This window comes from Streptomyces sp. NPDC086080, from assembly GCF_044540255.1.
Lineage (GTDB): Bacteria > Actinomycetota > Actinomycetes > Streptomycetales > Streptomycetaceae > Streptomyces.
In genome coordinates this window covers 62412-87264 of the sequence record NZ_JBITRU010000034.1, presented here as the reverse complement: position 1 = coordinate 87264, position 24853 = coordinate 62412, and the positions used below count along the sequence as shown (strand labels likewise).

The window sequence follows — 24853 nt, the reverse complement described above, 5'->3', positions numbered from 1 at the left end:
CCACACATGGTGCGGTTGTCAGTTTCATAGTGTTTCGGTGGTCATAGCGTAGGGGAAACGCCCGGTTACATTCCGAACCCGGAAGCTAAGCCTTATAGCGCCGATGGTACTGCAGGGGGGACCCTGTGGGAGAGTAGGACGCCGCCGAACTCCTTTTAGAGCTCTGGCTCTTGGGCATACAGCCCGAGGGCCAGAGCTTTTTTGCGTTGAGGTAAGGTCGGGGGCATCGTCGACACATTTCCCCACAGGAGGATCCCGGGTGGAGGTCCAGGAGACGCGGGTGCAGACAGACCGCGTCCTCACCATCCCGAACATGCTCAGCATGGCACGGCTCGTTGGCGTTCCCCTGTTCCTGTGGCTGATCCTCAGGCCGGAGTTCGGGGGCCCGAAGAGCGACGGGTGGGCGCTGCTGGTGCTGGCCTTCAGCGGCGTCACCGACTACCTGGACGGCAAGCTCGCGCGGCGGTGGAACCAGGTCAGCAGTCTCGGCCGGCTCCTCGACCCGGCCGCTGACCGCCTCTACATCCTCTCGACCCTCGTCGGTCTCACCTGGCGTGAGATCCTGCCGCTCTGGCTGACCGGCATACTCCTGGCTCGTGAGCTGGTGCTCCTGGTGATGGTGGGGATCCTCAGACGGCACGGCTATCCGCCGCCTCAGGTGAACTTCCTGGGGAAGGCCGCCACGTTCAACCTGATGTACGCCTTCCCGCTGCTCCTGCTCAGTGACGGAAGTGGCTGGATCGCGTCACTCGCTGCTATTTTCGGCTGGGCGTTCGCCGGATGGGGTACAACCCTGTATTGGTGGGCAGGAGTGCTTTACGTGGTCCAAGTCCGCCGTCTGGTTCGTGCGGACGCTGTGGCCGATAGAACTCGCTGATTCGTACGCGCAACGTGGCGCGAGGACCCGCACTGCAGAAGTGCCGGTCGCTCCTGGCGGGTGAAGTCGGTCAGACCGTCGTCTCTTCGAGGAGGACGCTTCCGACATGAAGGCCGTCGTGATGGCCGGAGGCGAAGGCACCCGCCTTCGCCCCATGACCTCAAGCATGCCCAAGCCGCTCCTGCCGGTGGCCAACCGCCCGATCATGGAGCATGTTCTGCGGCTGCTCAAAAGGCATGGGCTCAACGAAACTGTTGTGACTGTCCAGTTCCTTGCGTCACTGGTCAAGAACTACTTCGGTGACGGCGAGGAGCTCGGAATGGAGCTCACCTATGCCAATGAGGAGAAGCCCCTCGGTACCGCCGGGAGCGTCAAGAACGCCGAGGAGGCACTGAAGGACGACGCCTTCCTCGTCATCTCCGGCGATGCCCTCACCGACTTCGACCTCACCGAGCTGATCAATTTCCACAAGGAAAAGGGTGCCCTGGTCACGGTCTGCCTGACCCGGGTCCCCAATCCACTGGAATTCGGCATCACCATCGTGGACGAGGAAGGAAAGGTCGAGCGCTTCCTCGAGAAGCCGACCTGGGGGCAGGTCTTTTCCGACACGGTGAACACCGGCATCTATGTGATGGAGCCCGAGGTCTTCGACTACGTCGAGGCCGACGTTCCTGTGGACTGGTCCGGTGATGTCTTCCCGCAGCTGATGAAGGAGGGCAAGCCTGTCTACGGCTATGTCGCCGAGGGCTACTGGGAAGACGTCGGCACGCACGAGAGCTATGTGAAGGCGCAGGCCGATGTCCTGGAGGGCAAGGTCGACGTCGACATCGACGGCTTCGAGATCTCCCCGGGCGTGTGGGTGGCCGAGGGCGCCGAGGTGCACCCCGACGCAGTCCTGCGCGGGCCGCTCTACATCGGCGACTACGCCAAGGTCGAGTCCGGCGCGGAGATCCGTGAACACACTGTCGTCGGTTCCAACGTCGTGGTGAAGAGCGGTGCCTTCCTGCACAAGGCCGTCGTGCACGACAACGTGTACGTCGGGCCCCACAGCAACCTGCGGGGATGTGTCGTCGGCAAGAACACCGACATCATGCGGGCCGCGCGCATCGAGGACGGCGCCGTCATCGGTGACGAGTGCCTGATCGGTGAGGAATCGATCGTCCAGGGCAATGTGCGGGTCTATCCGTTCAAGACCATCGAGGCCGGCGCGTTCGTCAACACCTCGGTCATCTGGGAGTCCAGGGGCCAGGCCCATCTCTTCGGGGCCCGGGGAGTCTCGGGGATCCTGAACGTCGAGATCACTCCGGAACTGGCGGTGCGGCTGGCCGGCGCGTACGCGACGACGCTCAAGAAGGGCTCGACCGTCACCACGGCCCGCGACCACTCCCGAGGCGCCCGTGCGCTGAAGCGGGCGGTCATCTCCGCTCTGCAGGCCAGCGCCATCGATGTACGGGACCTGGAGAACGTACCGCTGCCCGTGGCGCGGCAGCAGACCGCGCGGGGCAGTGCGGGCGGCATCATGATCCGGACCACGCCCGGAGTGCCGGACTCCGTCGACATCATGTTCTTCGACGGACAGGGCGCCGATCTGTCGCAGGGCAGCCAGCGGAAGCTGGACCGTGTCTTCGCACGGCAGGAGTACCGGCGCGCCTTCCCCGGCGAGATCGGTGATCTCCATTTCCCGGCGAGCGTCTTCGACTCGTACACCGGGTCGCTGTTGCGCAACGTCGACATCACCGGGATCGCGGAATCCGGGCTCAAGGTGGTCGTCGACGCGTCCAACGGCAGTGCCGGCCTCGTCCTGCCGAGCCTGCTGGGCAAGCTGGGTGTCGACTCCCTGACCATCAATCCCGGGCTCGACGAGTCCAGGCCGACCGAGACGGCCGACATGCGGCGCTCGGGTCTGGTCCGGCTCGGAGAGATCGTGGCGTCCTCCGGAGCCGCCTTCGGTGTCCGGTTCGACCCCGTCGGCGAGCGGCTGTCCCTGGTCGACGAGAAGGGACGGATCGTCGAGGACGACCGGGCGCTGCTCGTGATGCTCGACCTCATCGCCTCCGAGCGGCGCAGCGGCCGTGTCGCCCTGCCGGTGACCACCACCAGGATCGCCGAGCAGGTTGCGGCGTATCACGGCACGCAGGTCGAGTGGACGACCACCTCGCCCGACGACCTCACGCGCGTGGGCGGCGAGGAGGGAACGATCTTCGGCGGTGACGGCAAGGGCGGCTTCATCGTTCCGGAGTTCAGCAGTGTCTACGACGGCACAGCGGCCTTCGTACGGCTCATCGGGCTGGTGGCCCGCACCCAGCTCACGCTCAGCCAGATCGACGCGCGCATCCCGCGGGCGCATGTGCTGAAGCGCGATCTGGCGACCCCGTGGGCGGTCAAGGGGCTGGTGATGCGGCGCGTCGTCGAGGCGGCCGGAGACCGCTCCGTGGACACCACCGACGGCGTGCGTGTGGTGGAGGCCGACGGCCGCTGGGTGATGGTGCTGCCCGACCCGGCCGAGGCGGTCACCCATCTGTGGGCCGAGGGCCCCGACGACGCCTCCGCGCAGGCCCTCCTCGACGAGTGGTCGGCGGTCGTGGACAGCGCGGGAAGGTAGGTCCGCGGCTGCGGACGGCAGACCGGGCGGTACGCGTGCGTGCCGGACAGTTCCCAGCGGGTCCTGTCCGGCACGCCGGTAGGGCCGTTTCGGAGGTAGTGTCCGCGGCGTGCGACGATGTGCGGCATGCCGCAGCAACCCCCCGTTCGGAGCACACCCGCGCGGCCCGCGCGCCCGGACGCCTCCATGTCGTTGCTCACCAACGTCATGGATCACAGCCTCGACGACGGATACGCCGAGGCCGCCGCGCGGAAGAAGTCCAACGGGGACGGTGGCATGCCCAAGACCCTCAGAGCGAGGCTCGGTCTCGCCGGGGGGCTGGTGCTGGCCGCGCTGATCGTGACCGTCGGTGCCGCGCAGGCCCGGGTCGAGGCTCCCGTCGTCGCCAAGGAGCGCGAGGAGCTGATCGACCGGATCAATCGCGAGACCGAGGCCGCGGACAGGCTCGAGGACGCCGTCGACGAGCTGCGCGCGGATGTGAGCGCACGGCAGCGCGAAGCGCTCCGGGACAGCGGCGAAGGCGACCGGTCCACCCTGGTGGGTATCCTGTCCGGCGCCACCGCGGTCCACGGGCCCGGTGTGCGGCTGGTGGTGGACGACGCCGAGGACGCCGGCGGGGGCGGCGACGGTGACGCGCGGTCGGCCTCCGGCTTCTCCGACACCGGGCGGGTCCGCGACCGCGACATGCAGCGTGTGGTCAACGGCCTGTGGGAAGCCGGCGCCGAGGCCGTTTCCATCAATGGACAGCGACTGACCGCCCTGTCGGCGATCAGAGCCGCCGGGGACGCGATACTGGTCGACAACAGGCCGCTGGTGCCGCCGTACACGGTGCTGGCGGTGGGGGACGGCGGGCGGATGAGTGACGGGTTCCAGAACGGCGCGGACGGGCTGTATCTGCATGCCCTGCAGGAGAACTACGGCATCCGGACGGCCATCTCCACAGAGGACGACATCCGGCTGCCCGCCGCACCGAGCGTGATCGTACGTACCGCACAGCCGATAACCGAGAAGGGCACATCGTGATCGCCGTACTGGGCCTCGTCGTGGGAGTCGTGGCCGGACTGTTGGTCCGGCCCGAGGTTCCGGCGGTCGTCGAGCCTTATCTGCCGATCGCCGTCGTCGCGGCGCTCGACGCCGTGTTCGGAGGGCTCCGGGCCATGCTCGACGGGATCTTCGACGACAAGGTCTTCGTGGTCTCCTTCCTGTCGAACGTCGTCGTGGCCGCCCTGATCGTGTTCCTCGGTGACAAGCTCGGCGTCGGGGCCCAGCTGTCCACCGGAGTCGTGGTCGTCCTCGGCATCCGCATCTTCTCCAACGCCGCGGCGATCCGCCGGCACGTGTTCCGGGCGTGAGGCCGATGAATGAGCGCGAGTACGAGTACGACGGGTCCACGCGTCCGGCGGTGCCCCCGCCCGGTACCGCTCCCGTGGTCCGGCCCACCTCCGGGCTGCGCAGGGAACTGCCCGCGGAGGTACCCGCGAGCGTTCCCCCGGCCGTGGAGCAGGACAGCCCGCGGGAACCTGCCGGGCCCGCGCTGACCGGGCGGCAGCGGCTGGTGAAGGGGTTGTGGCCACCGCGGCTGACCCGGGCCCAACTCATCGTCGCCCTGCTGCTGTTCGGTCTCGGCTTCGGCCTGGCCGTCCAGGTGGCCTCCAACAGCGAGGCCGACAGCGCGCTGCGCGGGGCACGGCAGGAGGATCTGGTGCGCATCCTCGATGAACTCGATGACCGCACAGAGCGTCTTGAAGACGAGAAGCAAGATCTGGAGAAGCAGCGCGACGAGCTGGAGAACAGCTCCGACCAGGCCGAAGAGGCCCGGAAGCAGACGATCGAGAAGGAACGTCAACTCGGTGTCCTGGCGGGCACCGTGGCCGCGCAGGGGCCCGGCATCACGATGACCATCGAGGACACGAAGGGGACGGTCGAGGCGAACATGCTGCTCGACGCCATCCAGGAGCTGCGGGCGGCCGGTGCCGAGGCGATCCAGGTGAACGGTGTACGGGTGGTCGCGGGCACCTATCTCACGGAGTCCGGGGACGGCGTCGACGTGGACGGGAACAAGATCACCGCGCCCTATCGTTTCAAGGTCATCGGCAAGCCGCAGGACCTCGAGCCGGCGCTCAACATCCCCGGAGGCGTGGTGCAGACTCTCGAGAAGGAACAGGCCACCGTTACCGTGGAGCGGTCCACCAAGATCGTCGTGGATGCCTTGCGGGCGGCGAAGCGGCCTGACTACGCTCGGTCGTCCTCCCGGTGAACCGGGGGTGCATGGGGGCCGTCCGGCGAGGGCATGAGGTTGCGGGGGGTCGGCGCACCGAATGGGTGGTGCGTGGTGGAAACTGTCTGGCGGAGGCGGACGTTGTGAAGATGTCCGGGTCGGCCAATGTGTTCAGTCAGGGTTCGTCCTGCCCCACGGGCGGGTCTGTTTCGGTCAAGGGGAATCGCCCGTGAAGTTGTTTGGGAAGTTGTTCGGCAAGAGCGCGCGGCGAGGGGACGGCGACAACGCGACCGCTCGCCATCGCGCACAGCCTGACGCGGAAGGTCAGCGTCCGCTGTTCCGGGACCAAGTGGGTCAGGGCGCGCCGTCCGTTGACCCCGCACAGTCGGGCGGCATAGGTTTCGGGCAACCGTCGACCTCAGGTACGGGTGGTGGGTACTCCGACCCGTACGCGTCCCCAGCCCCAGGTGGGCAGCCGCGGCAGGAGGATCCGTCCATGTCGGCCCTGGTATGTACGAGGTGCGGTAACCGCAACGCGGAGAACAGCCGCTTCTGCTCCAACTGTGGCGCGCCGCTGAAGCCCGGAGTGGCGCCGGAGCGCCCCTCGGAGACGACGTCCACGATCTCGATCTCCGGTCTCGAGGCGTACGACGCCGAGGCCACCGGCCAGACGCAGATGCCGACGCTCTCTCCCGAGGCGCAGGCGGCCGTCGACGCCCTGCCCGTGGGGTCCGCGCTCCTGGTCGTGCGCCGTGGCCCCAACTCGGGCAGCCGTTTCCTGCTGGACGGCGATCTGACGACGGCGGGGCGTCACCCGCAGAGCGACATCTTCCTGGACGACGTGACGGTCTCCCGCCGGCATGTCGAGTTCCGCCGCAGTCCGGACGGCTCGTTCACGGTCGCCGACGTCGGCAGCCTGAACGGCACCTACGTCAACCGGGAGCGGATCGACCAGGTTGCCGTGTCCAACGGTGACGAGGTGCAGATCGGCAAGTACCGGCTGGTCTTCTACGCGAGCCAGCGGGGCTACTGACGGCCCCGGCTCCGGCCGGGGGACCACAGGGAAGGTCCATGCTTCAGACACCGAGCGGTGGTGCCGGCGACGGCACCGCCGCCGCGGACACCGGACTGATGAGCATCGGCGCGGTGCTGAGCGTGCTGCGTGAGGAGTTCCCCGAGGTCACCATCTCCAAGATCCGCTTTCTGGAGTCGGAAGGGCTGATCGAGCCGCAGCGGACCCCCTCCGGGTACCGCAAGTTCAGTGCCGGGGACGTCGAGCGCCTCGGCCATGTCCTGAGGATGCAGCGGGACCACTATCTGCCGCTCAAGGTGATCCGGGAGCATCTGGCGGCCATGGAGCGCGGCGAGGCCGTCCCGTTGCCGGCGCTGAGCCGGCCGGGGGACGGCGAGGCCGCTCGTGAGACCGTCGCCGACGGGCCCGTGCCGGCCCGGATCGGCCGCTGCCAGCTGCTCGCCGCCGCCGGTGTCGGCGAACCGGAACTCGCCGAGTGGGAGTCGTACGGTCTGCTGGCCCAGGTGGAGGACGGGGTGTACGACGCCGAGGCGGTGACCGTCGCCGGGCTCATCTCCGAGCTGGGGCGGTTCGGGATCGAGCCACGGCATCTCAGGGCGATGAAGGCCGCCGCCGACCGGGAGGCCGGTCTGGTGGACCAGGTGGTCGCCCCGCTGCGACGCCACCGGAACCCGCAGACCAGGGCGCATGCCGAGGCCCGTACCAAGGAACTGGCCGGTCTCGCGGTGAGGCTGCACGCGGCGCTGGTGCAGTCGGCACTAGGGGTGCGGCTGCCCTGAGCGCGGGGTCCACGGAGCCGGATCGGCCACCTGATCGCTGCCCGACTACCCAAACGTCCCGGGCACGGCCTAGGGTTGCTGTGTGAACGAGCTCGATGTCGTAGGTGTCCGGGTCGAGATGCCCTCCAACCAACCGATCGTGCTGTTGCGTGAAGTGGGCGGCGACCGCTACCTCCCTATCTGGATCGGACCGGGGGAGGCGACGGCCATCGCCTTCGCCCAGCAGGGCATGGCGCCGGCACGGCCGCTGACCCACGACCTGTTCAAGGACGTGCTGGAAGCCGTCGGACAGGAGCTCACGGAAGTGCGCATCACCGACCTGCGCGAGGGTGTCTTCTACGCGGAGCTGGTCTTCGCCAGCGGGGTCGAGGTGAGTGCCCGCCCTTCCGACGCCATAGCGCTGGCACTGCGCACGGGCACGCCGATCTTCGGCAGTGACACGGTGCTCGACGACGCCGGGATCGCCATTCCGGACGAGCAGGAGGACGAGGTGGAGAAGTTCCGCGAGTTCCTCGACCAGATCTCGCCTGAGGACTTCGGAACCAGCAACCAGTGAGGCCGCGAGTGCCGCGGCGTCGGCCGGACTCAGGGCCCGCGCGGCAGGCATTCGGCTAGCCTTACCCCGCGACGGGGCACGGGAAACCACTCTTAGGGTGATTATCACTCGGCGTGCCGAGTGTGGCGATCGTTGACGCACCCTTGGTGACTGCCTACCGTCGGGGAGGCAGGTCAAGGACGGAGGTCGGCGTGAGAAGCAGCGGCGACGGTACGGCTGGGGGTGCCCCCGGACACGGGTTCGCGGCGGGCGGGCCGTATCCTCCTCAGAGCTCCCGGCTCCGCCCGGGCGGGGGGTATCCCGTGCACGGCGGGGCGGTCGAGCGCGCGCCGCAGCGGCCGGCGGCTGTGCCGGGCGGCGGAGGGGCGGCGGCCATGGCGTCCGAGGAGATCGGTTACCGGGGGCCCACGGCCTGCGCCGCAGCCGGCATCACCTACCGGCAGCTCGACTACTGGGCCCGCACGGGACTGGTCGAGCCGAGTGTGCGACCTGCCCATGGATCCGGGACACAGCGGCTGTACAGCTTCCGCGATGTCGTCGTTCTGAAGATCGTCAAGCGGTTCCTGGACACCGGGGTGTCCCTGCAGAACATCCGCACCGCCGTACAGCATCTGCGGGAGCGTGGCTTCGGCGACCTGGAGCGCATGACGCTGATGAGCGACGGCGCCACGGTGTACGAGTGCACCACGTCCGACGAGGTGCACGCCCTGCTCCAGGGCGGCCAGGGCGTCTTCGGTATCGCCGTGGGCGTGGTGTGGCGGGACGTCGAGAGCGCGCTGTCGCAGTTGCACGGGGAGCGCGTCGACACGGGGGAGACCCTGGTCGGTCACAATCCGATGGACGAGCTGGCCCGGCGCCGGAACAAGGCCGTCTGAGACCGTCCGAAGCTGCCGGGGCCCTTCCGGAGCCCTCCGGGGAGGGCGTTGTCAGTGGCGTAGGGCAGCATCGGAGTGTGAGGTCCGCGCCCACCATCCTGCATCTCGACATGGATGCCTTCTTCGCCTCGGTGGAGCAGGCGTCCAAGCCGAGCCTGCGCGGGAAGGCCGTGATCGTGGGCGGGCTCGGACCGCGCGGTGTGGTCGCCACGGCCTCGTACGAGGCCCGGGTCTTCGGGGTCCATTCCGCGATGCCCATGGCGCAGGCCCGGAGACTCGCGCCGAACGCCGCGTACCTGGTGCCGAGGTTCGCCTTCTACCGGTCCATCAGCGAGCAGGTGATGGGGTTGCTGCGGTCCCTGTCACCGCTGGTGGAACCGCTGAGTCTGGACGAGGCCTTCGTCGACCTGGAGGCCGGTGGTGCCGCCTGGGACGACCGGTCGGCCCGCCTGGCCGGGACGAAGCTCCGCGCGGACATCCGGGCGGTCACGGCGCTCACCGGATCGGTGGGGCTGGCCGCCTCCAAGATGCTGGCGAAGATCGCGTCGGAGCAGGCGAAGCCGGACGGACTGGTGGTGATCGAGCCGGGCACGGAGCGGGCGTTGCTGGGACCGCTGTCCGTCCGGACCCTGCCCGGTGTGGGCCCCGCGACCGGTGATCATCTGCGCCGGGCGGGTATCCACACGGTCGGGGAACTCGCCGAGGCGGGAGAGGACGAACTCGTACGGCTGCTGGGCAGGGCCCATGGGCACGCGCTGTTCGCGATGGCGCTGGCGCGGGACGAGCGGCCCGTGGTGGCCGAGCGGGAGACGAAGTCGGTGTCGGTGGAGGACACCTACGACGTGGACATCCACGACCGGGTGCGGGTCGCCACGGAGGTGCGGCGGCTCGCCGAGCGGTGTGTGCGCAGACTGCGGGGGGCGGGACTGTCCGGGCGGACCATCGTGCTCAAGGTGCGGCGGTACGACTTCTCCACCCTCACCCGGTCCGAGACCCTGCGCGGACCCACGGACGATCCCGCGGTGGTGCGGGAAGCCGCGGCACGGTTGCTGGACTCGGTGGACACCACGGGTGGCGTGCGGCTGCTCGGGGTGGGGGTCAGCGGACTGGCCGACTACACGCAGGAGGACCTGTTCGCGCAGGCGGCGGGCATGGACGAGGAGGCGTCCGCCTCCGAGGAACCCGAGGCCTCGTTCCCGGCGCGGGACCGTACGCCTCCCGAGCGGCGCTGGCCCGCGGGACACGACGTACGGCACGCCACGCACGGTCACGGCTGGGTGCAGGGCAGCGGACTGGGCCGGGTCACCGTGCGTTTCGAGACACCCGGCTCGGCGCCGGGCCGGGTGAAGACCTTCCGTATCGACGACCCGGCCCTGGAACCGGTGGATCCGCTGCCGCTGGTGTCACGAGGACCGGGGGAGGACGAGGGAGCGAAGGCCGACGGAGGGACGGGGGCGGAGAGCCGGTGAGCGGGCGCCGGGGTCAGACCGGCTTGTCCGGGCTCGCGAGCCTGCCGAAGTCGCGGTCCTTCAGGGGAGGAGGCGCGGCGATGTCCAGACCGTAGTGGTGGTAGAGCTGGAGCTCCTGCTCGGGGGACAGATGGCGGCCCACGCCGAAGTCGGGTGCGTCCTTGATCAGAGTTCGTTCGAACGGTACGTGGAGGGCGCCGTCGATCAGTTCGCTGGGCTCCAGGGGGACGAAGGCGTCCCTGCTGAACAGGCCGGTGCGTATCGCCGCCCACTCCGGTACGCCGGTGGCGTCGTCGAGGTAGACCTCGTCGATGGTGCCGATCCGGGTTCCGTTGCGGTCGAACGCCTTGCGGCCGATCAGGTGGCGCGGATCGATGTCGGTCTGCACGGGCCCTCCACAGGTCGCAAACTCATTCGTCAACACCACAAAACGGCACAATCGGCGGTGCGGCCACTCGAAGACCGGTGCTGTGCTCGCTGGTACGCTGGCAATCGGCCGCTGATCCCGTGCGGGAGAGTCCTCCAGGCAGCACCGGAGGCGCCGAAGGAGCAAATCCTCCCCGGAATCTCTCAGGCACACGTACCGCACGGACGAGGTCACTCTGGAAAGCAGGGCGGGTGTCGACGGCTTCCGCTCTCACCGACGGTGAAAGCCGGACCGCCCCCGGGCGCTCCGGTGAAGCTCTCAGGTTGAGATGACAGAGGGGGAGGCCGTCCGGGCACCTGCACCGTGGTGCCCCTCGAAGGTCGTCGGACCAGGAGGCCTCCTCAATGACCGCCCCTCGCACCCCGCTCTCCGAGCTCGAACGGGGAATCCCCTTCGAGCAGCGCCACATCGGCCCCGACCACGAGGCGCGGGCCAAGATGCTCGCCCAGGTCGGTTACGGCTCGCTCGACGAGCTGACGGCCGCCGCCGTGCCGGACGTGATCAAGAACGCCGAAGCGCTGGATCTGCCCGATGCGCGGAGCGAGGCCGACGTACTGGCCGAGCTGCGTTCGCTGGCCGACCGCAACGAGGTGCTCGGTTCCATGATCGGGCTCGGCTACTACGGCACCTTCACCCCGCCCGTCATCCTGCGCAACGTGATGGAGAACCCCGCCTGGTACACGGCCTACACGCCGTACCAGCCGGAGATCTCCCAGGGCCGGCTCGAGGCGCTGCTGAACTTCCAGACCGTCGTCGCCGAGCTCACCGGCCTGCCGACCTCCGGTGCCTCCCTGCTGGACGAGGGCACCGCCGCCGCCGAGGCGATGGCGCTGTCGCGGCGCATGGGCAGGAACAAGAAGGGCCTGTTCCTGGTCGACGCGGACGCGCTGCCGCAGACCATCGCGGTGATCGAGACGCGCGCCGAGCCGACCGGAGTCGAGGTCGTCGTCGCCGATCTGAGCGACGGCATCCCCGCCGGGCTCGCCGAGCGCGAGATCAACGGCGTACTGATCCAGTACCCGGGCGCCTCCGGTGCCGTACGGGACATCAAGCCGCTCATCGACCAGGCGCACGGGCTCGGCGCGCTCGTCACCGTCGCCGCCGACCTGCTCGCCCTCACCCTGCTCAAGTCCCCGGGTGAGCTGGGCGCGGACATCGCGGTCGGCACCACCCAGCGCTTCGGCGTACCCATGGGCTTCGGCGGGCCGCACGCGGGCTACATGGCCGTGCAGGAGAAGATGGCGCGCAGCCTGCCCGGGCGGCTCGTCGGCGTCTCCGTCGACGCGGACGGTCACAAGGCCTACCGCCTCGCCCTGCAGACCCGTGAGCAGCACATCCGCCGCGAGAAGGCCACCAGCAACATCTGCACCGCCCAGGTGCTGCTCGCCGTCATGGCTGGCATGTACGCCGTCTACCACGGCCCCGAGGGCCTGCGGGTCATCGCCCGGCGCACGCACCGGTACGCCACCGTCCTCGCGGAGGGGCTGCGCGCCGGGGGAGCCGAGATCGTGCACGGCTCCTACTTCGACACGCTGACCGTCCGCGTCGCCGGGCGCGCCGACCAGGTCGTCGCCGCCGCCCGTGACCACGGCGTCAACCTGCGTCTCGTCGACGCCGACCATGTCTCGATCGCCTGCGACGAGACCACCACCAGGGCGCAGCTCGCCGCGGTGTGGAGCGCCTTCGGTGTCGAGGGTGACGTCGAAGCCCTGGACGCGGCCGCGCGGGACACGCTGCCGGACGCCCTGCTGCGCAACGACGAGTACCTGACGCACCCCGTCTTCCAGCAGCACCGTTCCGAAACCGCGATGCTGCGCTACCTGCGCCGCCTGGCCGACCGCGACTACGCGCTGGACCGGGGCATGATCCCGCTGGGCTCCTGCACCATGAAGCTCAACGCCACCACGGAGATGGAGCCGGTCACCTGGCCCGAGTTCGGGCAGCTGCACCCCTTCGTGCCGGCCGAGCAGGCGCAGGGCTACCTGACGCTCATCCGTGAGCTGGAGGAACGTCTCGCCGAGGTCACCGGCTACGACAAGGTGTCGCTCCAGCCCAACGCCGGTTCTCAGGGCGAGCTGGCCGGGCTGCTCGCCGTCCGCGGCTACCACCGGGCCAACGGCGACGAGCAGCGCACCGTCTGCCTGATCCCGTCCTCCGCGCACGGCACCAACGCCGCGAGCGCGGTGATGGCCGGCATGAAGGTCGTCGTAGTCAAGACCTCCGACGACGGCGAGGTGGACGTCGACGACCTGCGGGCCAAGATCGGGCAGTACCGCGACCAGCTGGCGGTGCTGATGATCACGTATCCCTCGACGCACGGTGTGTTCGAGGAGCATGTCGCCGACATCTGCGCCGAGGTGCACGAGGCCGGCGGCCAGGTCTACGTCGACGGCGCCAACCTCAACGCCCTGGTGGGGCTCGCCAAGCCCGGCCACTTCGGCGGTGACGTCTCGCACCTGAACCTGCACAAGACCTTCTGCATCCCGCACGGCGGCGGCGGTCCCGGGGTCGGCCCGGTCGGCGTGCGGGCGCACCTGGCGCCCTACCTGCCGAACCACCCGCTCCAGCCGGAGGCCGGTCCGGAGACCGGCGTCGGGCCCATCTCGGCGGCGCCGTGGGGTTCGGCGGGCATCCTGCCCATCTCCTGGGCGTACGTCCGGCTCATGGGCGGTGAGGGCCTCAAGCGGGCCACTCAGGTGGCCGTGCTCAGCGCCAACTACATCGCCAAGCGCCTCGAGCCGCACTACCCGGTGCTCTACACCGGCCCCGGCGGCCTGGTCGCGCACGAGTGCATCATCGATCTGCGCCCGCTGACCAAGGCGACCGGCGTCAGCGTGGACGACGTGGCGAAGCGGCTGATCGACTACGGCTTCCACGCGCCGACGATGTCCTTCCCGGTGGCCGGCACGCTGATGATCGAGCCGACCGAGTCCGAGGACCTGGCCGAACTCGACCGGTTCTGCGAGACGATGATCGCGATCCGCGCGGAGATCGAGAAGGTCGGCTCCGGCGAGTGGCCCGCGGACGACAACCCGCTCCGCAACGCTCCGCACACCGCCGCCGCCCTCGGCGGGGAGTGGGACCACCCGTACGACCGCGAGGAGGCCGTCTTCCCGGCCGGTGTGAGCGCCGCCGACAAGTACTGGCCTCCGGTGCGCCGTGTCGACCAGGCCTACGGCGACCGGAACCTGGTCTGCTCCTGCCCGCCGCTGGACGCGTACGAGGACTGATCCCTGAGCGAAGGGCCCGCTCCGGCGCCGGAGCGGGCCCTTCGCCGTCCGCGGCGGCCATACCGGGGACGCTTGCCCCGGGGGGTGTGTTCCTTCTCGTACCGCGCACCCACCAGGCCTTCTCAGGTGAGGTCGATATGGACGTTTGTCGATTTGACCCGTGCGATGGCCTCCACGCCGACCTCCAGGCCGAGTTCCTCGACGGCCTCGCGGGTGAGCAGGGAGACGAGACGGTGCGGACCGGCCTGGATCTCGACCTGGGCGGCGACATCGCCGAGCTTGATCGCCGTGACGATGCCGGGAAAGGCGTTGCGGGCGGAGGTGTACGGGGTGTCCTCGTCGGTGCTGCCCGTCTTGGCGAGTTCGACGGAGAACGCGGCGAGATCCCGGCCGTCGATGAGCCGCCGTCCGCCGTCGTCGCGGTGGGTGGCGACCCGCCCCGCGTCCGCCCAGCGGCGGGCGGTGTCCGGGCTCACTCCGAGCAGCCTCGCTGCCTGGCCGATCGTGTAGGACTGCATGCCGGTCACGATAAGGCGCGGGCAGGCCGCGGGTGCCGCTGGGCAGGGACCGCGGTCCGCTTTCGCGGGTGAGGCGGAGCGCCGTACGGACCGCGAGGTGGCCCGTGCAGACCGGGCGCGGTCACGCCTTCACGTGGGGCGGACTACGGTGAGTGACGCGCGCCGGACGCGCGTCGGGGCCGGTTCGCGGAGGATCCTGCGGTCCGGCCCCTGTTTTGCCCCGGCGGCCCGTTCCGCCCGGTCGTGCTCAGGCGGTGGTCAGGCTGGCGCCCCGGGGGCGCTGCGGGGCGATGACCCTGCCGTCGGGCAGGAGTTCACCGGTGTCCTCGAAGAGCACGACACCGTTGCACAGCAGGCTCCAGCCCTGCTCCGGGTGGTGCGCCACGAGACGGGCGGATTCCCGGTCGGCGGAGTCGGCTGAGCGGCACGGTGGCTGGTGCTGGCACATGGATGGGATCTCTCGCTCGGTGGTGACCGTTGAGTCGGCTGTCGATGCAGTTCCGCGGCGTGAAGCCTCGTTCATGACCGTCCCCCGTTGTGATAAGTCGGTCGGAAACCAGTGTTGCCCCACGGACGACGATCCGCAGGGATTTCGCGGCACCGTTCCTCATAGGTTGAGGACGCGTCACCCGCGCGGACGGTTCATCTCAACTGCACTGTCAATTCGGGTGGTTCGCCGTGGCCGAATGGGGCTAGTCCGCATGCGCGGACCCCGCCGCCCGGGGTGCCGGGCGGCGGGGTCCGCGAGGGTCTGTCAGGCCGGTGAGCCGAGCAGACGGGTCGGGGTGGCCCGATGCGTCAGCACCGGGAGCAGGTCGGTGACCCGGTGCGCGCGGTGGGCGGCGATACCGGGCGGAGCCGGGGCGAGCGGGACGAGCAGATCGGTGGCGGCCGGGTGGGCGGTGGCACCGTCCGCGGTGGGATCACCGTGCAGCCAGAGCGCCAGCATGTAGAGGCCGGGCACCGACAGCAGCCGTGGCTGGTACGGCTGTGCCATGGCCTCGGCCTGGCGCAGTGCCAGCTCGGTGGACGCGATGTACGGGCCCTCGAAGAAGCGGGAGAAGGTCCAGCCGTCGGCGGTGAGCACGGTGTCCGCGGCGGCCACGGCACGGTCGCCGGTGCGGATCAGGAAACGCCAGCCGGCCAGTCGGGTCGCGGTGCCGCCGTCGGCGGTGACCCGGTCCAGCACGTGCACGGGAAGGGGGAGTTCGGGTGAGGCGGGTCCCTGGACGCCGAGCAGCGAGGGAGTTCGCGCCTCACGGACCGCGGTCGGTGAGGAGAGCGCGGTCAGGACGGAACGCAGTGCGGACGCGGGAGCCGGGGGGACATGCAGCGGCATGGTGGGTCGCCTCTCATTCGAAGGCACAGTGGCGCGAGGGCGGGGCGTGGCGGGGCGGACGGCGCTGTCAGCTCGCGAAGGTCAGAGAGGCAGGGGCCAGGGGTCTGGGCGCGAGAGGTGGGGGCGAGCACTGCGGCACGCCACCTCCCGGCTGGATCGCTCGACCGTGGGCGCCAACCTTCTGCCTTGTGGGCGAAGTTTATACGACACGTGTTCAGGCTATGTTTCGTCTAGCCGTTTCCGGTCCGGTCGGCAAGAGCATTCCTGGCCGTTGAAAAGCGGGAATAATCCCGATTCCGGACCGGGTGCACCTCGATGACCTCGGACAATGCCCGCGAAGCGGTCGGCCAATTGTCGTCGGCGTTTTTCACGAGTTCGCAACCGGCGTGCCACACGCTTCCGCGCCATGCCCCGTGAATGTGCCACTGGTCACTATCGACCAGACTAGCGGCCGAAGGGCCCGTCCGGGACGTTATCGATCGCATCCGCGGGGCATCCTCCCTTGTGGACCGGGACCCCGGCGGCCGAGATCGGTCCGCCCATCCGAGGAGGGACACTTCGATGGGGGAGAAGGTGATGGCAGGCCGCTTCGACCTGTCCGACCGCCAGCGGTACCGCGAGAAGCTCCGCAGTTGCCTGACGGGGCTGGAGCGACTGCTGGCGGAGAAGCGGTTCGACCGCCCCAGGAACCTCATGGGGCTGGAGATCGAATTGAATCTCACGGGCGCCGACGGCATGCCGAGAATGTTGAATGCGCAAGTCCTCGAACGGATCGCCAGCCGGGACTTCCAGACAGAACTCGCCATGTTCAATCTGGAAGTGAACATTGCTCCTCATCGATTGAGCGGGCGGGTATTCGACCGCCTCGACGAGGAACTGCGCACCTCGCTCGCCTATGCCGACCGGAAAGCCGGTGAGGTGGACGCGGGGATCGTGATGATCGGCATCCTGCCGACGCTGGACCGGGACGACCTGGTCTCCTCGAACCTTTCCGACGTCGACCGTTACGCATTGCTCAACGACCAGATCGTGGCCGCGCGCGGTGAGGACTTCACCCTCGACATCGACGGGGTGGAACGCCTGAGCTGCACCTCGAAGTCCATCGCTCCCGAAGCCGCCTGCACCTCGGTGCAACTGCATCTCCAGGTCACCCCGGAGCGCTTCGCCGGGGTGTGGAACGCGGCGCAGGCCGTCGCCGCCGCGCAGATCGCCGTCGGCGCCAACTCGCCGTTCCTGTTCGGCCGCGAACTGTGGCGCGAGTCCCGGCCTCCGCTGTTCCAGCAGTCCACCGACACCCGCCCACCCGAGCTGCAGGCGCAGGGAGTGCGGCCGCGCACCTGGTTCGGGGAGCGCTGGGTCACGTCGGCATTCGACCTCTTCGAGGAGAATCTGCGCTACTACCCGGCCCTGCTGCCCCTGTGCGACGACGAGGACCCGCTCGAGGTGCTGGACCGGGGCGGCATCCCCTCACTCGCCGAACTCGTCCTGCACAACGGCACCGTCTACCGCTGGAACCGCCCCGTCTACGGCATCGCCGACGGCGTTCCCCACCTGCGCGTGGAGAACCGTGTGCTGCCCGCCGGGCCCACCGTCACCGATGTCCTCGCCAACGCCGCCTTCTACTACGGAGTCGTCCGCGCCCTCGCCGAGGACAGCCGCCCGGTGTGGACCCGGCTGCCCTTCGAGGCCGCCGCCGCCAACTTCGACGCCGCTTGCAGGTACGGCATCGACGCCCGTCTCACCTGGCCCCGGCGCGGTCGTCTCGGCGGTCTGGGCGAGGTGGACGCGGTCACCCTGGTCCGGGACGAACTGCTGCCGCTCGCCGAGGCCGGACTGGACGCGTGGGGGATCGAGCCCGCCGACCGCGACCTGTACCTCGGTGTGATCGAGGAGCGGTGCCGCCGCCGGGTGAACGGAGCGAGCTGGCAGGCCGCCACCTTCCACCGGGCCGTCGACTCGGGCCTGGGGCGCGACGCAGCCCTGGCCGCCACCACCCGCCGCTACCGTGAGCTGACGCAACAGGGAGAGCCCGTGCACACCTGGCCGGTGGGACTGCCGGAACCGGCGCCCCTGGGCTGACCCGCGCGGCATCCCCCCGGCCTGGTCCACAGCCGCTGCCCTCATACTGATCGGACCGATCGGTGATGTGGAGGCAGGTGTGCAGGCGGAGGCGGGCCCGGGGGACGATTCCCTTCCTGAGCGGAGGCTGTCGCGGACGACGCTCCGCAACGAGACACTGCTGGTGCTCGCGCTGTCCCTCGGCGCGAGCGCGGTGTCGGCGCTGATCAGCTTTGTCGGCTCGGTCACCAGGCCGGGTGGGCTGAAGGACCAGGCGGCCACCCTGAACGCCTCGGCAGCGCCGGGCCGCCCCTGGCTGGACCTGGCCTGGCAGCTCTTCGGGATCACCACGGCGCTCGTCCCCGTCGCGCTGGTCGCCCACTTCCTGCTCCGCGAGGGTGTCGGGCTGCGTGTCCTCGGCTTCGACCGCACCCGTCCCTGGTTCGACCTCGGCCGCGGAGCGGCGGTCGCGGCGGTCATCGGAAGCAGCGGCATCGCGTTCTACCTGGCTGTCCGCGGGCTCGGCTTCAACCTCACGGTGGTGCCGGAGGCGCTTCCCGAGGTGTGGTGGAAGTACCCCGTGCTGATCCTCTCGGCGCTGCAGAACTCGATCGTCGAAGAGGTCATCGTCCTCGGCTATCTGCTGCGCCGTCTCAACCAGCTGGGCTGGTCCCCGGGCGCCGCGATGGCGGGCAGTTCCCTGCTGCGCGGCTCCTACCACCTCTACCAGGGCATCGGCGGCTTCATCGGGAACGTGGTCATGGGCATCGTGTTCGTCCACCTCTACCGGCGCTGGGGCCGTGTCGGACCGCTGGTGGCCGCGCACACGCTGCTCGACATCGGGGCGTTCGTGGGATACGCGCTGCTGGCCGGCAAGGTGGACTGGCTGCCGACGGCGTGAGACGGAAAAAAGGGGGGCGTACGGCTGACCGTACGCCCTCTCTGCCGTGCCCGGGTCAGACCAGCAGGTCACCCTCGATGACGGTCACGGCCCGTCCGCCCAGCAGGGTGCGCCCGCCGCGGACCTCGGTGCGGACCCGGCCGGAGCGGGGCGAGGCCTGGAGGCCGGTGAGTACGGAGCGGCCGAGACGCTCGGACCAGTAGGGGGCCAGCGCGGTGTGCGCACTGCCGGTGACCGGGTCCTCGTCGATGCCGACGTTCGGGAAGAAGCAGCGGGAGACGAAGTCGTAGCCGCGGGCGGGGTGCTCGGCGCGCGCGGTGACGATGACGCCGCGCTCGGAGAACGCGGCCAGTGCCCTGAGATCGGGCCGCAGGGCGTGCACGGTCCGCTCGTCGTCGACCTCGACCAGCAGGTCCCCGATGTCCGGGCCGGTGTCGAAGGCCGTGAGCGGCCGGGCGCCGAGCGCTTCGGCGACGCCCTCGGGGACGGCTGCCGCGGTGAGCGGTGCGGTGGGGAAGTCCAGGGTGACGACGCCGTCCTCGCCGGGGGTGGCGATCAGCACGCCGCTGCGGGTGGCGAACCGTACCGGGCCCCTGTGCGCGCCGGTGGTGTGCAGGACATGCGCGGTGGCCAGGGTCGCATGGCCGCACATCGCGACCTCGGTCGCGGGGGTGAACCAGCGCAGTGCCCAGTCGGCGTCGCCGCCACCGGGGAGTGGGTGGGCGAAGGCGGTCTCGGCGTGGTTGACCTCCAGGGCGATGTTCTGCAGCCGGTCGTCGTCCGGGAAGGCGTCGAGGAGCAGTACCCCGGCGGGGTTGCCGGTGAAGGGCCGGTCGGTGAAGGCGTCGACGATTCGCATGCGCATGTCCCGACCGTACGGGCTGCGTGGTGGCGCGGGCCAAGGCCAATTCCCGGGTGCCGGCCCGGTCGTGGGGAGCGGCGGCCGGTGCGGCAGGGGTTGGCAGAGAGAGGCTTCCGATATATCGTTGAAGCATCGCGACAGATCAACGATGGAATGGAGTGGTTGCGATGCGCACCCATGGATACGAGCACGAGCACGGGCACCGTCACGGTGGGCCGCGCGGCGCCCGGGGCGACTTCGAGCGGCTGCGTGCCGCCTTCGGTCCCTTCGGGCCGGGGGGCCAGAGTGGTCCCGGCGGTCCCTTCGGCCCCGGATTCGGACACGGCGGCCCCTGGGGCGGACGAGGGCGCGGCGGGCCGAGGGGGAGGGCGCGGCGCGGTGACGTCCGAGCCTCGATCCTGGCTCTGCTGAAGGACCGTCCCATGCACGGCTACGAGATGATCCAGGAGATCGCCGAGCGCAGCGGCGGGGCGTGGAAGCCCAGCCCCGGATCGGTGTACCCCACCCTTCAGCTGCTGGAGGACGAGGGCCTGATCGTCAGCGCGTCGGAGGGCGGCAAGAAGCTGTTCTCCCTCACCGAGGCCGGCCGCACGGCGGCCGGGGAAGGCCCGGAGGCTCCGTGGGAGGAGGCATCCCGCGGGGTCGACTGGGAGGCCCTGGGCGAGATCCGGCAGGCCGGCTTCGGACTGATGGAAGCCTTCGGCCAGGTCTGGAAGACCGGTAGCCAGGAGCAGCGTGAGAAGGCGCTCGCCGTCATCAACGAGACCCGGAAGAAGCTGTATCTGATCCTCGCCGACGAGGACTGACACGGCGGTCGGGACCGGCCGGAGGGCGTGCGCAAGAGGGCGCGCGCCCTTCGGCGTGAAACGCCCTGATCTCGTTCGCAAGGAGGAGATTCCGGCCGGGGGTGTCCCCTTCCCGTGGGACGCGAAGATGCTTCCCGCCGGGGATGTCCGAGGGGCGCGGGACTGATGAGGTGGGCAGGTGCAACCCCGTATCCCCCGGCAGCAGGGCCGCGAGCAGCGGACGCAGGGCATTCACCGCGCGGACGGTGATGCCGGGCTCAGCGCCGAGCTGGCATCGGTGGTCGACGGTGCCCGTCGCAGGGCGGTCCGGGACGGCGACCGCCAGATCGACACCGCCCATCTCCTGCACTCGCTGCTGGAATCCGACGCCGAGGTGAGGGCCGCCGTCGGCGAGGGCACCCGGATCGCGCGGCTGCTCGGCTATCTCGTCCAGCGGAGCATCGGCTACGGCCTGCGCTGGCAGGGCTCGGTGGAGGACTCCGGAGGCGTCCTGGTGGTGACGGCGACCGCGGGCTTCTCGCCTCTGGCGGCGAGCTGTATGGAGTACGCCCGCGAACGCGCCCTCCGGGCCGGCGCGGGCGTGGCGTGCGGTACGGACCTGCTCGCGGCGATCGTCGCGGACCCGCAGGCGCGCGCCGTCGAAGTGCTCCGGCGTGCCGGAATCGACCACCATGAGTTGTTCATCCGGCTCGAGACGCCGTCCAGTCGGTGAGACAGGTGTCATAGGGGATGACGCTCCTGTCCGCGCCTGCCATCATGTGCCGGTGCCTACCTCTGTCAGTACTCGGAACCACCAGGGAAGGGGCGTCGGGCTCGGGCTCGCGCTGCTGTCCGCCGTGGCCTTCGGGGGATCCGGTGTGGCGGCCAAGCCGCTGATCGAAGCGGGCCTCGACCCGCTCCACGTCGTATGGCTGCGGGTGGCGGGCGCGGCACTCGTCATGCTGCCGCTGGCGGTGCGGCACCGGGGGCTGATCCGCCGCAGGCCGGGACTGCTCGCCGGGTTCGGCCTGTTCGCCGTGGCCGGCGTCCAGGCCTGCTACTTCGCCGCGATCTCCCGCATCCCCGTCGGTGTCGCCCTGCTGGTCGAGTATCTGGCGCCCGCGCTCGTGCTCGGCTGGGTGCGGTTCGTGCAGCGGCGGCCGGTGACCCGCGCCGCCGCGGTCGGCGTGTTCCTGGCCGTGGGCGGGCTCGCCTGTGTCGTGGAGGTGTGGTCGGGCCTCGGCTTCGACGTCCTCGGACTGCTGCTGGCGCTCGGCGCAGCCTGCTGTCAGGTCGGCTACTTCGTCCTGTCCGACCAGGGCAGCGACGGTGCGGAGGCCCCCGACCCGCTCGGCGTGATCGCCTACGGGCTGCTGGTCGGCGCCGCCGTCCTGACCGTTGTCGCCCGTCCCTGGTCCATGGACTGGTCGGTGCTCACCGGACAGGCGGAGATGGACGGTACTCCGGTCGCCGCCCTCGTCCTGCTGGGCTGGATCGTTCTGATCGCGACGGTCGCCGCGTACATCACCGGCGTGGTGTCGGTGCGCCGGCTCTCGCCGCAGGTCGCCGGTGTGGTGGCTTGTCTGGAGGCGGTCATCGCCACGGTCCTCGCGTGGGTCCTGCTCGGCGAGCATCTGTCGGCGCCGCAGATCGTGGGCGGCGCGGTCGTGCTCACGGGTGCCTTCATCGCCCAGTCCTCGGCTCCGGCGAAGGGCTCCGGGAAGCCGGTGGCCGGCAGCGGGCCCGAACGGGAGTTGTCCACGCCGGGAACCACCGCCTAAAGTGCTGATCATGCATGCGCGCGCACTCGTTCTTCCGCCTCCGGCCGCCTGAGGCGGGCCCTCCGGTACATCCGCCCGGCCGGTCGCCGGGCGTAACGGTGCTGCCCGCAGACGAAGTCCGCGGATCCCGCCGCCCCGGCCCCGGCCGGGACTGATCCGGGATCCCTTCCCGAACTTCCGCGCCCACGCCGCTGCGTGAGGTGCGTGTATCTGCGGAGAGAACACGTGTCGAATGCCGTCTCCGGCCTGCCCGTCGGGCGAGGCCTCCTTTATCTGATCGTCGCCGGTGCCGCCTGGGGCACCGCGGGCGCGGGCGCGTCGCTGGTCTATCTGACCAGCGACATGGGGCCCGTCTCCCTGTCCTTCTGGCGCTGTGCGCTCGGGCTCGTGCTGCTGCTCGCCGCCCGGTCGCTGGCGCGGCGCGCGCGGAGCACCGCCCTCGAGCCGCTCGGCCGACGGGTGCTGCGGGCCGGTGCCACTGGGATCGGGCTCGCCGTCTTCCAGACCGCCTACTTCGCTGCCGTCTCCGCCACCGGACTCGCCGTGGCCACCGTCGTCACCCTCGGTGCCGGACCCGTGCTGATCGCACTCGGTGCCCGGCTGACCCTGGGGGAGCGGCTGGGGCGCGGCGGAGCGGCGGCCGTCGTGGGCGCGCTCGCCGGACTCGTCGTGCTCGTCCTCGGCGGAGGGGAGGCGACGGTGGACCCGTGGGGTGTCCTGCTCGCTCTGCTGTCCGCGTCCGGATACTCGGTGATGACCCTGCTCACCCGCTGGTGGGGACGCGACGGCGCGGTGGACTCGTCCCGTGCGACCGTGGGGGCGTTCGCCGTCACCAGCCTGGTGCTGCTGCCGTTCGCGGCGGTCGAGGGACTGATGCCGCACAGCGACGTGCCCGGCGTGCTGCTGTGCCTCGTGGTGTACGTCGCCTCCGTCCCGACGGCGCTCGCGTACGGCCTCTACTTCGCCGGTGCCGCCGTCGTGCGGTCGGCCACCGTTTCCGTGATCATGCTGCTGGAACCGGTGAGCGCGGCGGTGCTCGCGGTGACCCTGCTCGGTGAGCGGCTGACCGCGGCGACGCTGGCCGGCACCTTGCTGCTGCTGGGCTCGGTCGCGGGGCTCGCGGTGGGCGAGGCGCGGGGTGCGCGGACCCGCAAGGGTGAGCAGGCGGCCGTACCCGTGTGACGGGGCGTGCCCTCCCCGGCCGGGAGGGCACGCGGTTCAGCCGGGTCGCCGGCGCAGGACGTGCGCGCGTGCCGCCGCGTCGCGCGCGCCGTCCCGGTCCGCCAGCCCGGCCGCGATCCGGTCGCGCACCGCCTCCGACCGCTTGCCCGCGTACTTGAACTTGGCCCGCACACCCGTCACTTCGAGCCGGAGGCCGCGGATGCCGGACAGCAGCCGTCCGTACGGTGCCTTGCCCACCGCCGCCCGCGCGGAGCCGCCCTCCGGCTGGAAGTGGCCCGTCTGCCGGTTCAGTAGCGCGGCCTTCTCCGCCGGGTCGTCCACGATGTGGGCGCGGCAGCGCAGCTGGACGGCGGCGTAAAGACTGGTCGGGACGCCGTGCTCCGGCGGGGTGCCGGGCTCGGCCTGCCAGGGACCGGGGACGAACACGTAGTCGTCGACCACGCTCAGCAGGACGTCCGGATTCGCCTCGAGCGCGTGCCAGAGGGGGTTGGGCCGGGCCAGGTGGGTGACCGCCTCGCCCGCGTCGTAGGCGAAGTGCAAGGGCTGCACGTACGGAGGTTCGCCCGGTGGGCCGTTGACCGCGAGCTGGCCGAAGTCGTGTGTGGCCAGCCACCGCTGCCACTCGTCGTCGGCGCGGGGCGCGTCCCAGGGGTGGATCAGCATCACCGGGCCGCCAGATAGCCGGGCAGTTCGGTGCCGGGCGCCAGGCCCGGGTCGGCGAGCGGGGTGCCGTACCCCTTGTTCAGCGGGACGACGCCGGCCCAGTGGGGGAGGGAGAGGTCCTCGGGCTCGTCGTTGACCCCGCCCGTGCGGAGCTTGGCGGAGACCTCGGCCAGTTCGAGACGGATCACCGCGGTGGCGGCCAGCTCCTTCTTGTCGGCAGGCCGGGAGTCGGCGGCGCGGCCCGGTACGACATGGTCGACCAGGGCGTCGAGTGCCTGCCGCTTCTCCTCGGGGTCGGTCACGTCGTACGCGAGGCCGTGCACCACCACGGAGCGGTAGTTGATGGAGTGGTGGAAGGCCGAGCGGGCCAGCACCAGCCCGTCGACGTGGGTGACGGTCAGACAGACCGGGAGGCCGGTGCCGGCGCGACCGGCCGCGCGCAGCGGGCGCGATCCGGTGGAGCCGTGGACGTAGAGGACGTCACCGATCCGGCCGTACAGCGTGGGCAGGACCACCGGCGCGCCGTCGCGGACGAAGCCGAGATGGCAGACGTAGCCCTCGTCGAGTATCGCGTGCACCAGTTCCTTGTCGTACGCCGCGCGGTCGGGGGAGCGGGTGGGGACCGTGCGCTCGGTGGGGGGATAGGTGTCGGCGAGCCGTCGCCGCGGTGGCGGGGTCCCCTGCATGGCGCTCTCCTT

24 protein-coding genes, 1 rRNA gene and 1 riboswitch are annotated in these 24853 nt (G+C 70.4%); of the genes, 18 read left to right on the top strand and 7 right to left on the bottom strand.

What is annotated here, in order from left to right; translation table 11 throughout:
* Positions 1 to 33 precede the first annotated feature (33 nt).
* The 11 genes from rrf to ACIF9R_RS31290 all read left to right on the top strand — a co-directional run bounded on the left by rrf (position 34) and on the right by ACIF9R_RS31290 (position 10409).
* Positions 34 to 150, top strand: a 5S ribosomal RNA gene (gene rrf / locus ACIF9R_RS31340).
* Between the two features lie 109 nt (positions 151 to 259).
* On the top strand, positions 260 to 877 hold the full coding sequence (locus ACIF9R_RS31335) for a CDP-alcohol phosphatidyltransferase family protein (protein ID WP_399985782.1): 618 nt from the start codon (positions 260 to 262) through the stop codon (positions 875 to 877).
* A 106-nt stretch (positions 878 to 983) separates the two neighbouring features.
* The gene (locus ACIF9R_RS31330) at positions 984 to 3479 is read left to right on the top strand and encodes a sugar phosphate nucleotidyltransferase (protein WP_399985781.1); all 2496 of its coding nucleotides are present in this window, start codon (positions 984 to 986) and stop codon (positions 3477 to 3479) included.
* Positions 3480 to 3605: 126 nt separating this feature from the next.
* Positions 3606 to 4502 (top strand): DUF881 domain-containing protein, encoded by an 897-nt coding sequence (locus ACIF9R_RS31325; RefSeq protein ID WP_399985780.1) that lies wholly within the window; start codon positions 3606 to 3608, stop codon positions 4500 to 4502.
* Complete coding sequence (locus tag ACIF9R_RS31320) at positions 4499 to 4831, top strand: small basic family protein (RefSeq protein ID WP_003988855.1); 333 nt, start codon at positions 4499 to 4501, stop codon at positions 4829 to 4831. Before ACIF9R_RS31325 ends, ACIF9R_RS31320 begins: the two co-directional genes overlap by 4 nt.
* 5 nt (positions 4832 to 4836) lie before the next feature.
* Positions 4837 to 5736, top strand: coding sequence for a DUF881 domain-containing protein (locus tag ACIF9R_RS31315; protein WP_399985779.1), 900 nt, complete (start codon positions 4837 to 4839; stop codon positions 5734 to 5736).
* Between the two features lie 61 nt (positions 5737 to 5797).
* On the top strand, positions 5798 to 6730 hold the full coding sequence (locus ACIF9R_RS31310) for an FHA domain-containing protein (RefSeq protein WP_399985778.1): 933 nt from the start codon (positions 5798 to 5800) through the stop codon (positions 6728 to 6730).
* 38 nt (positions 6731 to 6768) lie between these two features.
* A complete protein-coding gene (locus ACIF9R_RS31305) occupies positions 6769 to 7509 on the top strand; it encodes a MerR family transcriptional regulator (protein ID WP_399985777.1) in 741 nt (246 codons plus the stop codon).
* 82 nt (positions 7510 to 7591) lie between these two features.
* Complete coding sequence (locus tag ACIF9R_RS31300; protein ID WP_055634823.1) at positions 7592 to 8065, top strand: bifunctional nuclease family protein; 474 nt, start codon at positions 7592 to 7594, stop codon at positions 8063 to 8065.
* Positions 8066 to 8256: 191 nt separating this feature from the next.
* Positions 8257 to 8940, top strand: coding sequence for a MerR family transcriptional regulator (locus ACIF9R_RS31295; protein ID WP_399985776.1), 684 nt, complete (start codon positions 8257 to 8259; stop codon positions 8938 to 8940).
* A gap of 77 nt (positions 8941 to 9017) precedes the next feature.
* Positions 9018 to 10409 (top strand): DNA polymerase IV, encoded by a 1392-nt coding sequence (locus ACIF9R_RS31290; RefSeq protein WP_399985775.1) that lies wholly within the window; start codon positions 9018 to 9020, stop codon positions 10407 to 10409.
* A 13-nt stretch (positions 10410 to 10422) separates the two neighbouring features.
* Here the strand turns inward: ACIF9R_RS31290 and ACIF9R_RS31285 are convergent, their stop codons facing one another.
* Positions 10423 to 10797, bottom strand: a complete 375-nt coding sequence (locus ACIF9R_RS31285) for a PRC-barrel domain-containing protein (protein WP_399985774.1) — start codon at positions 10795 to 10797, stop codon at positions 10423 to 10425.
* 112 nt (positions 10798 to 10909) lie between these two features.
* Positions 10910 to 11005: riboswitch (glycine riboswitch) on the top strand.
* A gap of 175 nt (positions 11006 to 11180) precedes the next feature.
* Here ACIF9R_RS31285 and gcvP point away from each other — a divergent pair.
* Positions 11181 to 14066, top strand: coding sequence for an aminomethyl-transferring glycine dehydrogenase (gene gcvP / locus ACIF9R_RS31280; RefSeq protein WP_399985773.1), 2886 nt, complete (start codon positions 11181 to 11183; stop codon positions 14064 to 14066).
* 122 nt (positions 14067 to 14188) lie between these two features.
* Here the strand turns inward: gcvP and ACIF9R_RS31275 are convergent, their stop codons facing one another.
* The 3 genes from ACIF9R_RS31275 to ACIF9R_RS31265 form a co-directional block, all read right to left on the bottom strand.
* On the bottom strand, positions 14189 to 14584 hold the full coding sequence (locus tag ACIF9R_RS31275) for a molybdopterin-binding protein (protein ID WP_399985772.1): 396 nt from the start codon (positions 14582 to 14584) through the stop codon (positions 14189 to 14191).
* A gap of 247 nt (positions 14585 to 14831) precedes the next feature.
* A complete protein-coding gene (locus ACIF9R_RS31270; protein WP_399985771.1) occupies positions 14832 to 15032 on the bottom strand; it encodes a DUF5999 family protein in 201 nt (66 codons plus the stop codon).
* 306 nt (positions 15033 to 15338) lie between these two features.
* On the bottom strand, positions 15339 to 15923 hold the full coding sequence (locus ACIF9R_RS31265) for a hypothetical protein (RefSeq protein WP_399985770.1): 585 nt from the start codon (positions 15921 to 15923) through the stop codon (positions 15339 to 15341).
* A 561-nt stretch (positions 15924 to 16484) separates the two neighbouring features.
* Here ACIF9R_RS31265 and ACIF9R_RS31260 point away from each other — a divergent pair.
* Entirely contained in the window at positions 16485 to 18002 is a 1518-nt protein-coding gene (locus ACIF9R_RS31260) for a glutamate-cysteine ligase family protein (RefSeq protein ID WP_399985769.1), read from the top strand.
* A 79-nt stretch (positions 18003 to 18081) separates the two neighbouring features.
* Positions 18082 to 18882: a CPBP family intramembrane glutamic endopeptidase gene (locus tag ACIF9R_RS31255; RefSeq protein ID WP_399985768.1), complete on the top strand. Its 801-nt coding sequence runs from the start codon at positions 18082 to 18084 to the stop codon at positions 18880 to 18882.
* A 55-nt stretch (positions 18883 to 18937) separates the two neighbouring features.
* On the opposite strand, the gene ACIF9R_RS31250 is transcribed toward ACIF9R_RS31255, so the two are convergent.
* Positions 18938 to 19747 (bottom strand): PhzF family phenazine biosynthesis protein, encoded by an 810-nt coding sequence (locus tag ACIF9R_RS31250; RefSeq protein ID WP_399985767.1) that lies wholly within the window; start codon positions 19745 to 19747, stop codon positions 18938 to 18940.
* A gap of 164 nt (positions 19748 to 19911) precedes the next feature.
* On the opposite strand from ACIF9R_RS31250, the gene ACIF9R_RS31245 reads away from it, so the two are divergent.
* The 4 genes from ACIF9R_RS31245 to ACIF9R_RS31230 all read left to right on the top strand — a co-directional run bounded on the left by ACIF9R_RS31245 (position 19912) and on the right by ACIF9R_RS31230 (position 23492).
* On the top strand, positions 19912 to 20550 hold the full coding sequence (locus ACIF9R_RS31245) for a PadR family transcriptional regulator (protein ID WP_399985766.1): 639 nt from the start codon (positions 19912 to 19914) through the stop codon (positions 20548 to 20550).
* Between the two features lie 178 nt (positions 20551 to 20728).
* Positions 20729 to 21262 carry a Clp protease N-terminal domain-containing protein gene (locus tag ACIF9R_RS31240; protein ID WP_399985765.1) on the top strand — a complete coding sequence of 178 codons (534 nt, stop codon included), beginning with the start codon at positions 20729 to 20731 and terminating at the stop codon, positions 21260 to 21262.
* A 46-nt stretch (positions 21263 to 21308) separates the two neighbouring features.
* On the top strand, positions 21309 to 22310 hold the full coding sequence (locus tag ACIF9R_RS31235) for an EamA family transporter (RefSeq protein WP_399985764.1): 1002 nt from the start codon (positions 21309 to 21311) through the stop codon (positions 22308 to 22310).
* A gap of 225 nt (positions 22311 to 22535) precedes the next feature.
* A complete protein-coding gene (locus tag ACIF9R_RS31230) occupies positions 22536 to 23492 on the top strand; it encodes a DMT family transporter (RefSeq protein WP_399985763.1) in 957 nt (318 codons plus the stop codon).
* Positions 23493 to 23528: 36 nt separating this feature from the next.
* Here ACIF9R_RS31230 and ACIF9R_RS31225 read toward each other — a convergent pair whose 3' ends face one another.
* Together ACIF9R_RS31225 and ACIF9R_RS31220 are read right to left on the bottom strand one after the other, a co-directional pair.
* On the bottom strand, positions 23529 to 24155 hold the full coding sequence (locus ACIF9R_RS31225; RefSeq protein ID WP_399985762.1) for an FMN-binding negative transcriptional regulator: 627 nt from the start codon (positions 24153 to 24155) through the stop codon (positions 23529 to 23531).
* Complete coding sequence (locus ACIF9R_RS31220; protein ID WP_399985761.1) at positions 24155 to 24841, bottom strand: pyridoxamine 5'-phosphate oxidase family protein; 687 nt, start codon at positions 24839 to 24841, stop codon at positions 24155 to 24157. The genes ACIF9R_RS31225 and ACIF9R_RS31220 overlap by 1 nt, the downstream gene beginning before the upstream one ends.
* Positions 24842 to 24853 lie beyond the last annotated feature (12 nt).

Coding starts and splice junctions, on each gene's coding strand:
- ACIF9R_RS31330 (WP_399985781.1), top strand. CDS start 984: ATGAAGGCCGTCGTGATGGCCGGAGGCGAAGGCACCCGCCTTCGCCCC.
- ACIF9R_RS31325 (WP_399985780.1), top strand. CDS start 3,606: ATGCCGCAGCAACCCCCCGTTCGGAGCACACCCGCGCGGCCCGCGCGC.
- ACIF9R_RS31315 (WP_399985779.1), top strand. CDS start 4,837: ATGAATGAGCGCGAGTACGAGTACGACGGGTCCACGCGTCCGGCGGTG.
- ACIF9R_RS31310 (WP_399985778.1), top strand. CDS start 5,798: ATGGGTGGTGCGTGGTGGAAACTGTCTGGCGGAGGCGGACGTTGTGAA.
- ACIF9R_RS31305 (WP_399985777.1), top strand. CDS start 6,769: ATGCTTCAGACACCGAGCGGTGGTGCCGGCGACGGCACCGCCGCCGCG.
- gcvP (WP_399985773.1), top strand. CDS start 11,181: ATGACCGCCCCTCGCACCCCGCTCTCCGAGCTCGAACGGGGAATCCCC.
- ACIF9R_RS31275 (WP_399985772.1), bottom strand. CDS start 14,584: ATGCAGTCCTACACGATCGGCCAGGCAGCGAGGCTGCTCGGAGTGAGC.
- ACIF9R_RS31270 (WP_399985771.1), bottom strand. CDS start 15,032: ATGTGCCAGCACCAGCCACCGTGCCGCTCAGCCGACTCCGCCGACCGG.
- ACIF9R_RS31265 (WP_399985770.1), bottom strand. CDS start 15,923: ATGCCGCTGCATGTCCCCCCGGCTCCCGCGTCCGCACTGCGTTCCGTC.
- ACIF9R_RS31260 (WP_399985769.1), top strand. CDS start 16,485: ATGGGGGAGAAGGTGATGGCAGGCCGCTTCGACCTGTCCGACCGCCAG.
- ACIF9R_RS31250 (WP_399985767.1), bottom strand. CDS start 19,747: ATGCGCATGCGAATCGTCGACGCCTTCACCGACCGGCCCTTCACCGGC.
- ACIF9R_RS31245 (WP_399985766.1), top strand. CDS start 19,912: ATGCGCACCCATGGATACGAGCACGAGCACGGGCACCGTCACGGTGGG.
- ACIF9R_RS31225 (WP_399985762.1), bottom strand. CDS start 24,155: ATGCTGATCCACCCCTGGGACGCGCCCCGCGCCGACGACGAGTGGCAG.
- ACIF9R_RS31220 (WP_399985761.1), bottom strand. CDS start 24,841: ATGCAGGGGACCCCGCCACCGCGGCGACGGCTCGCCGACACCTATCCC.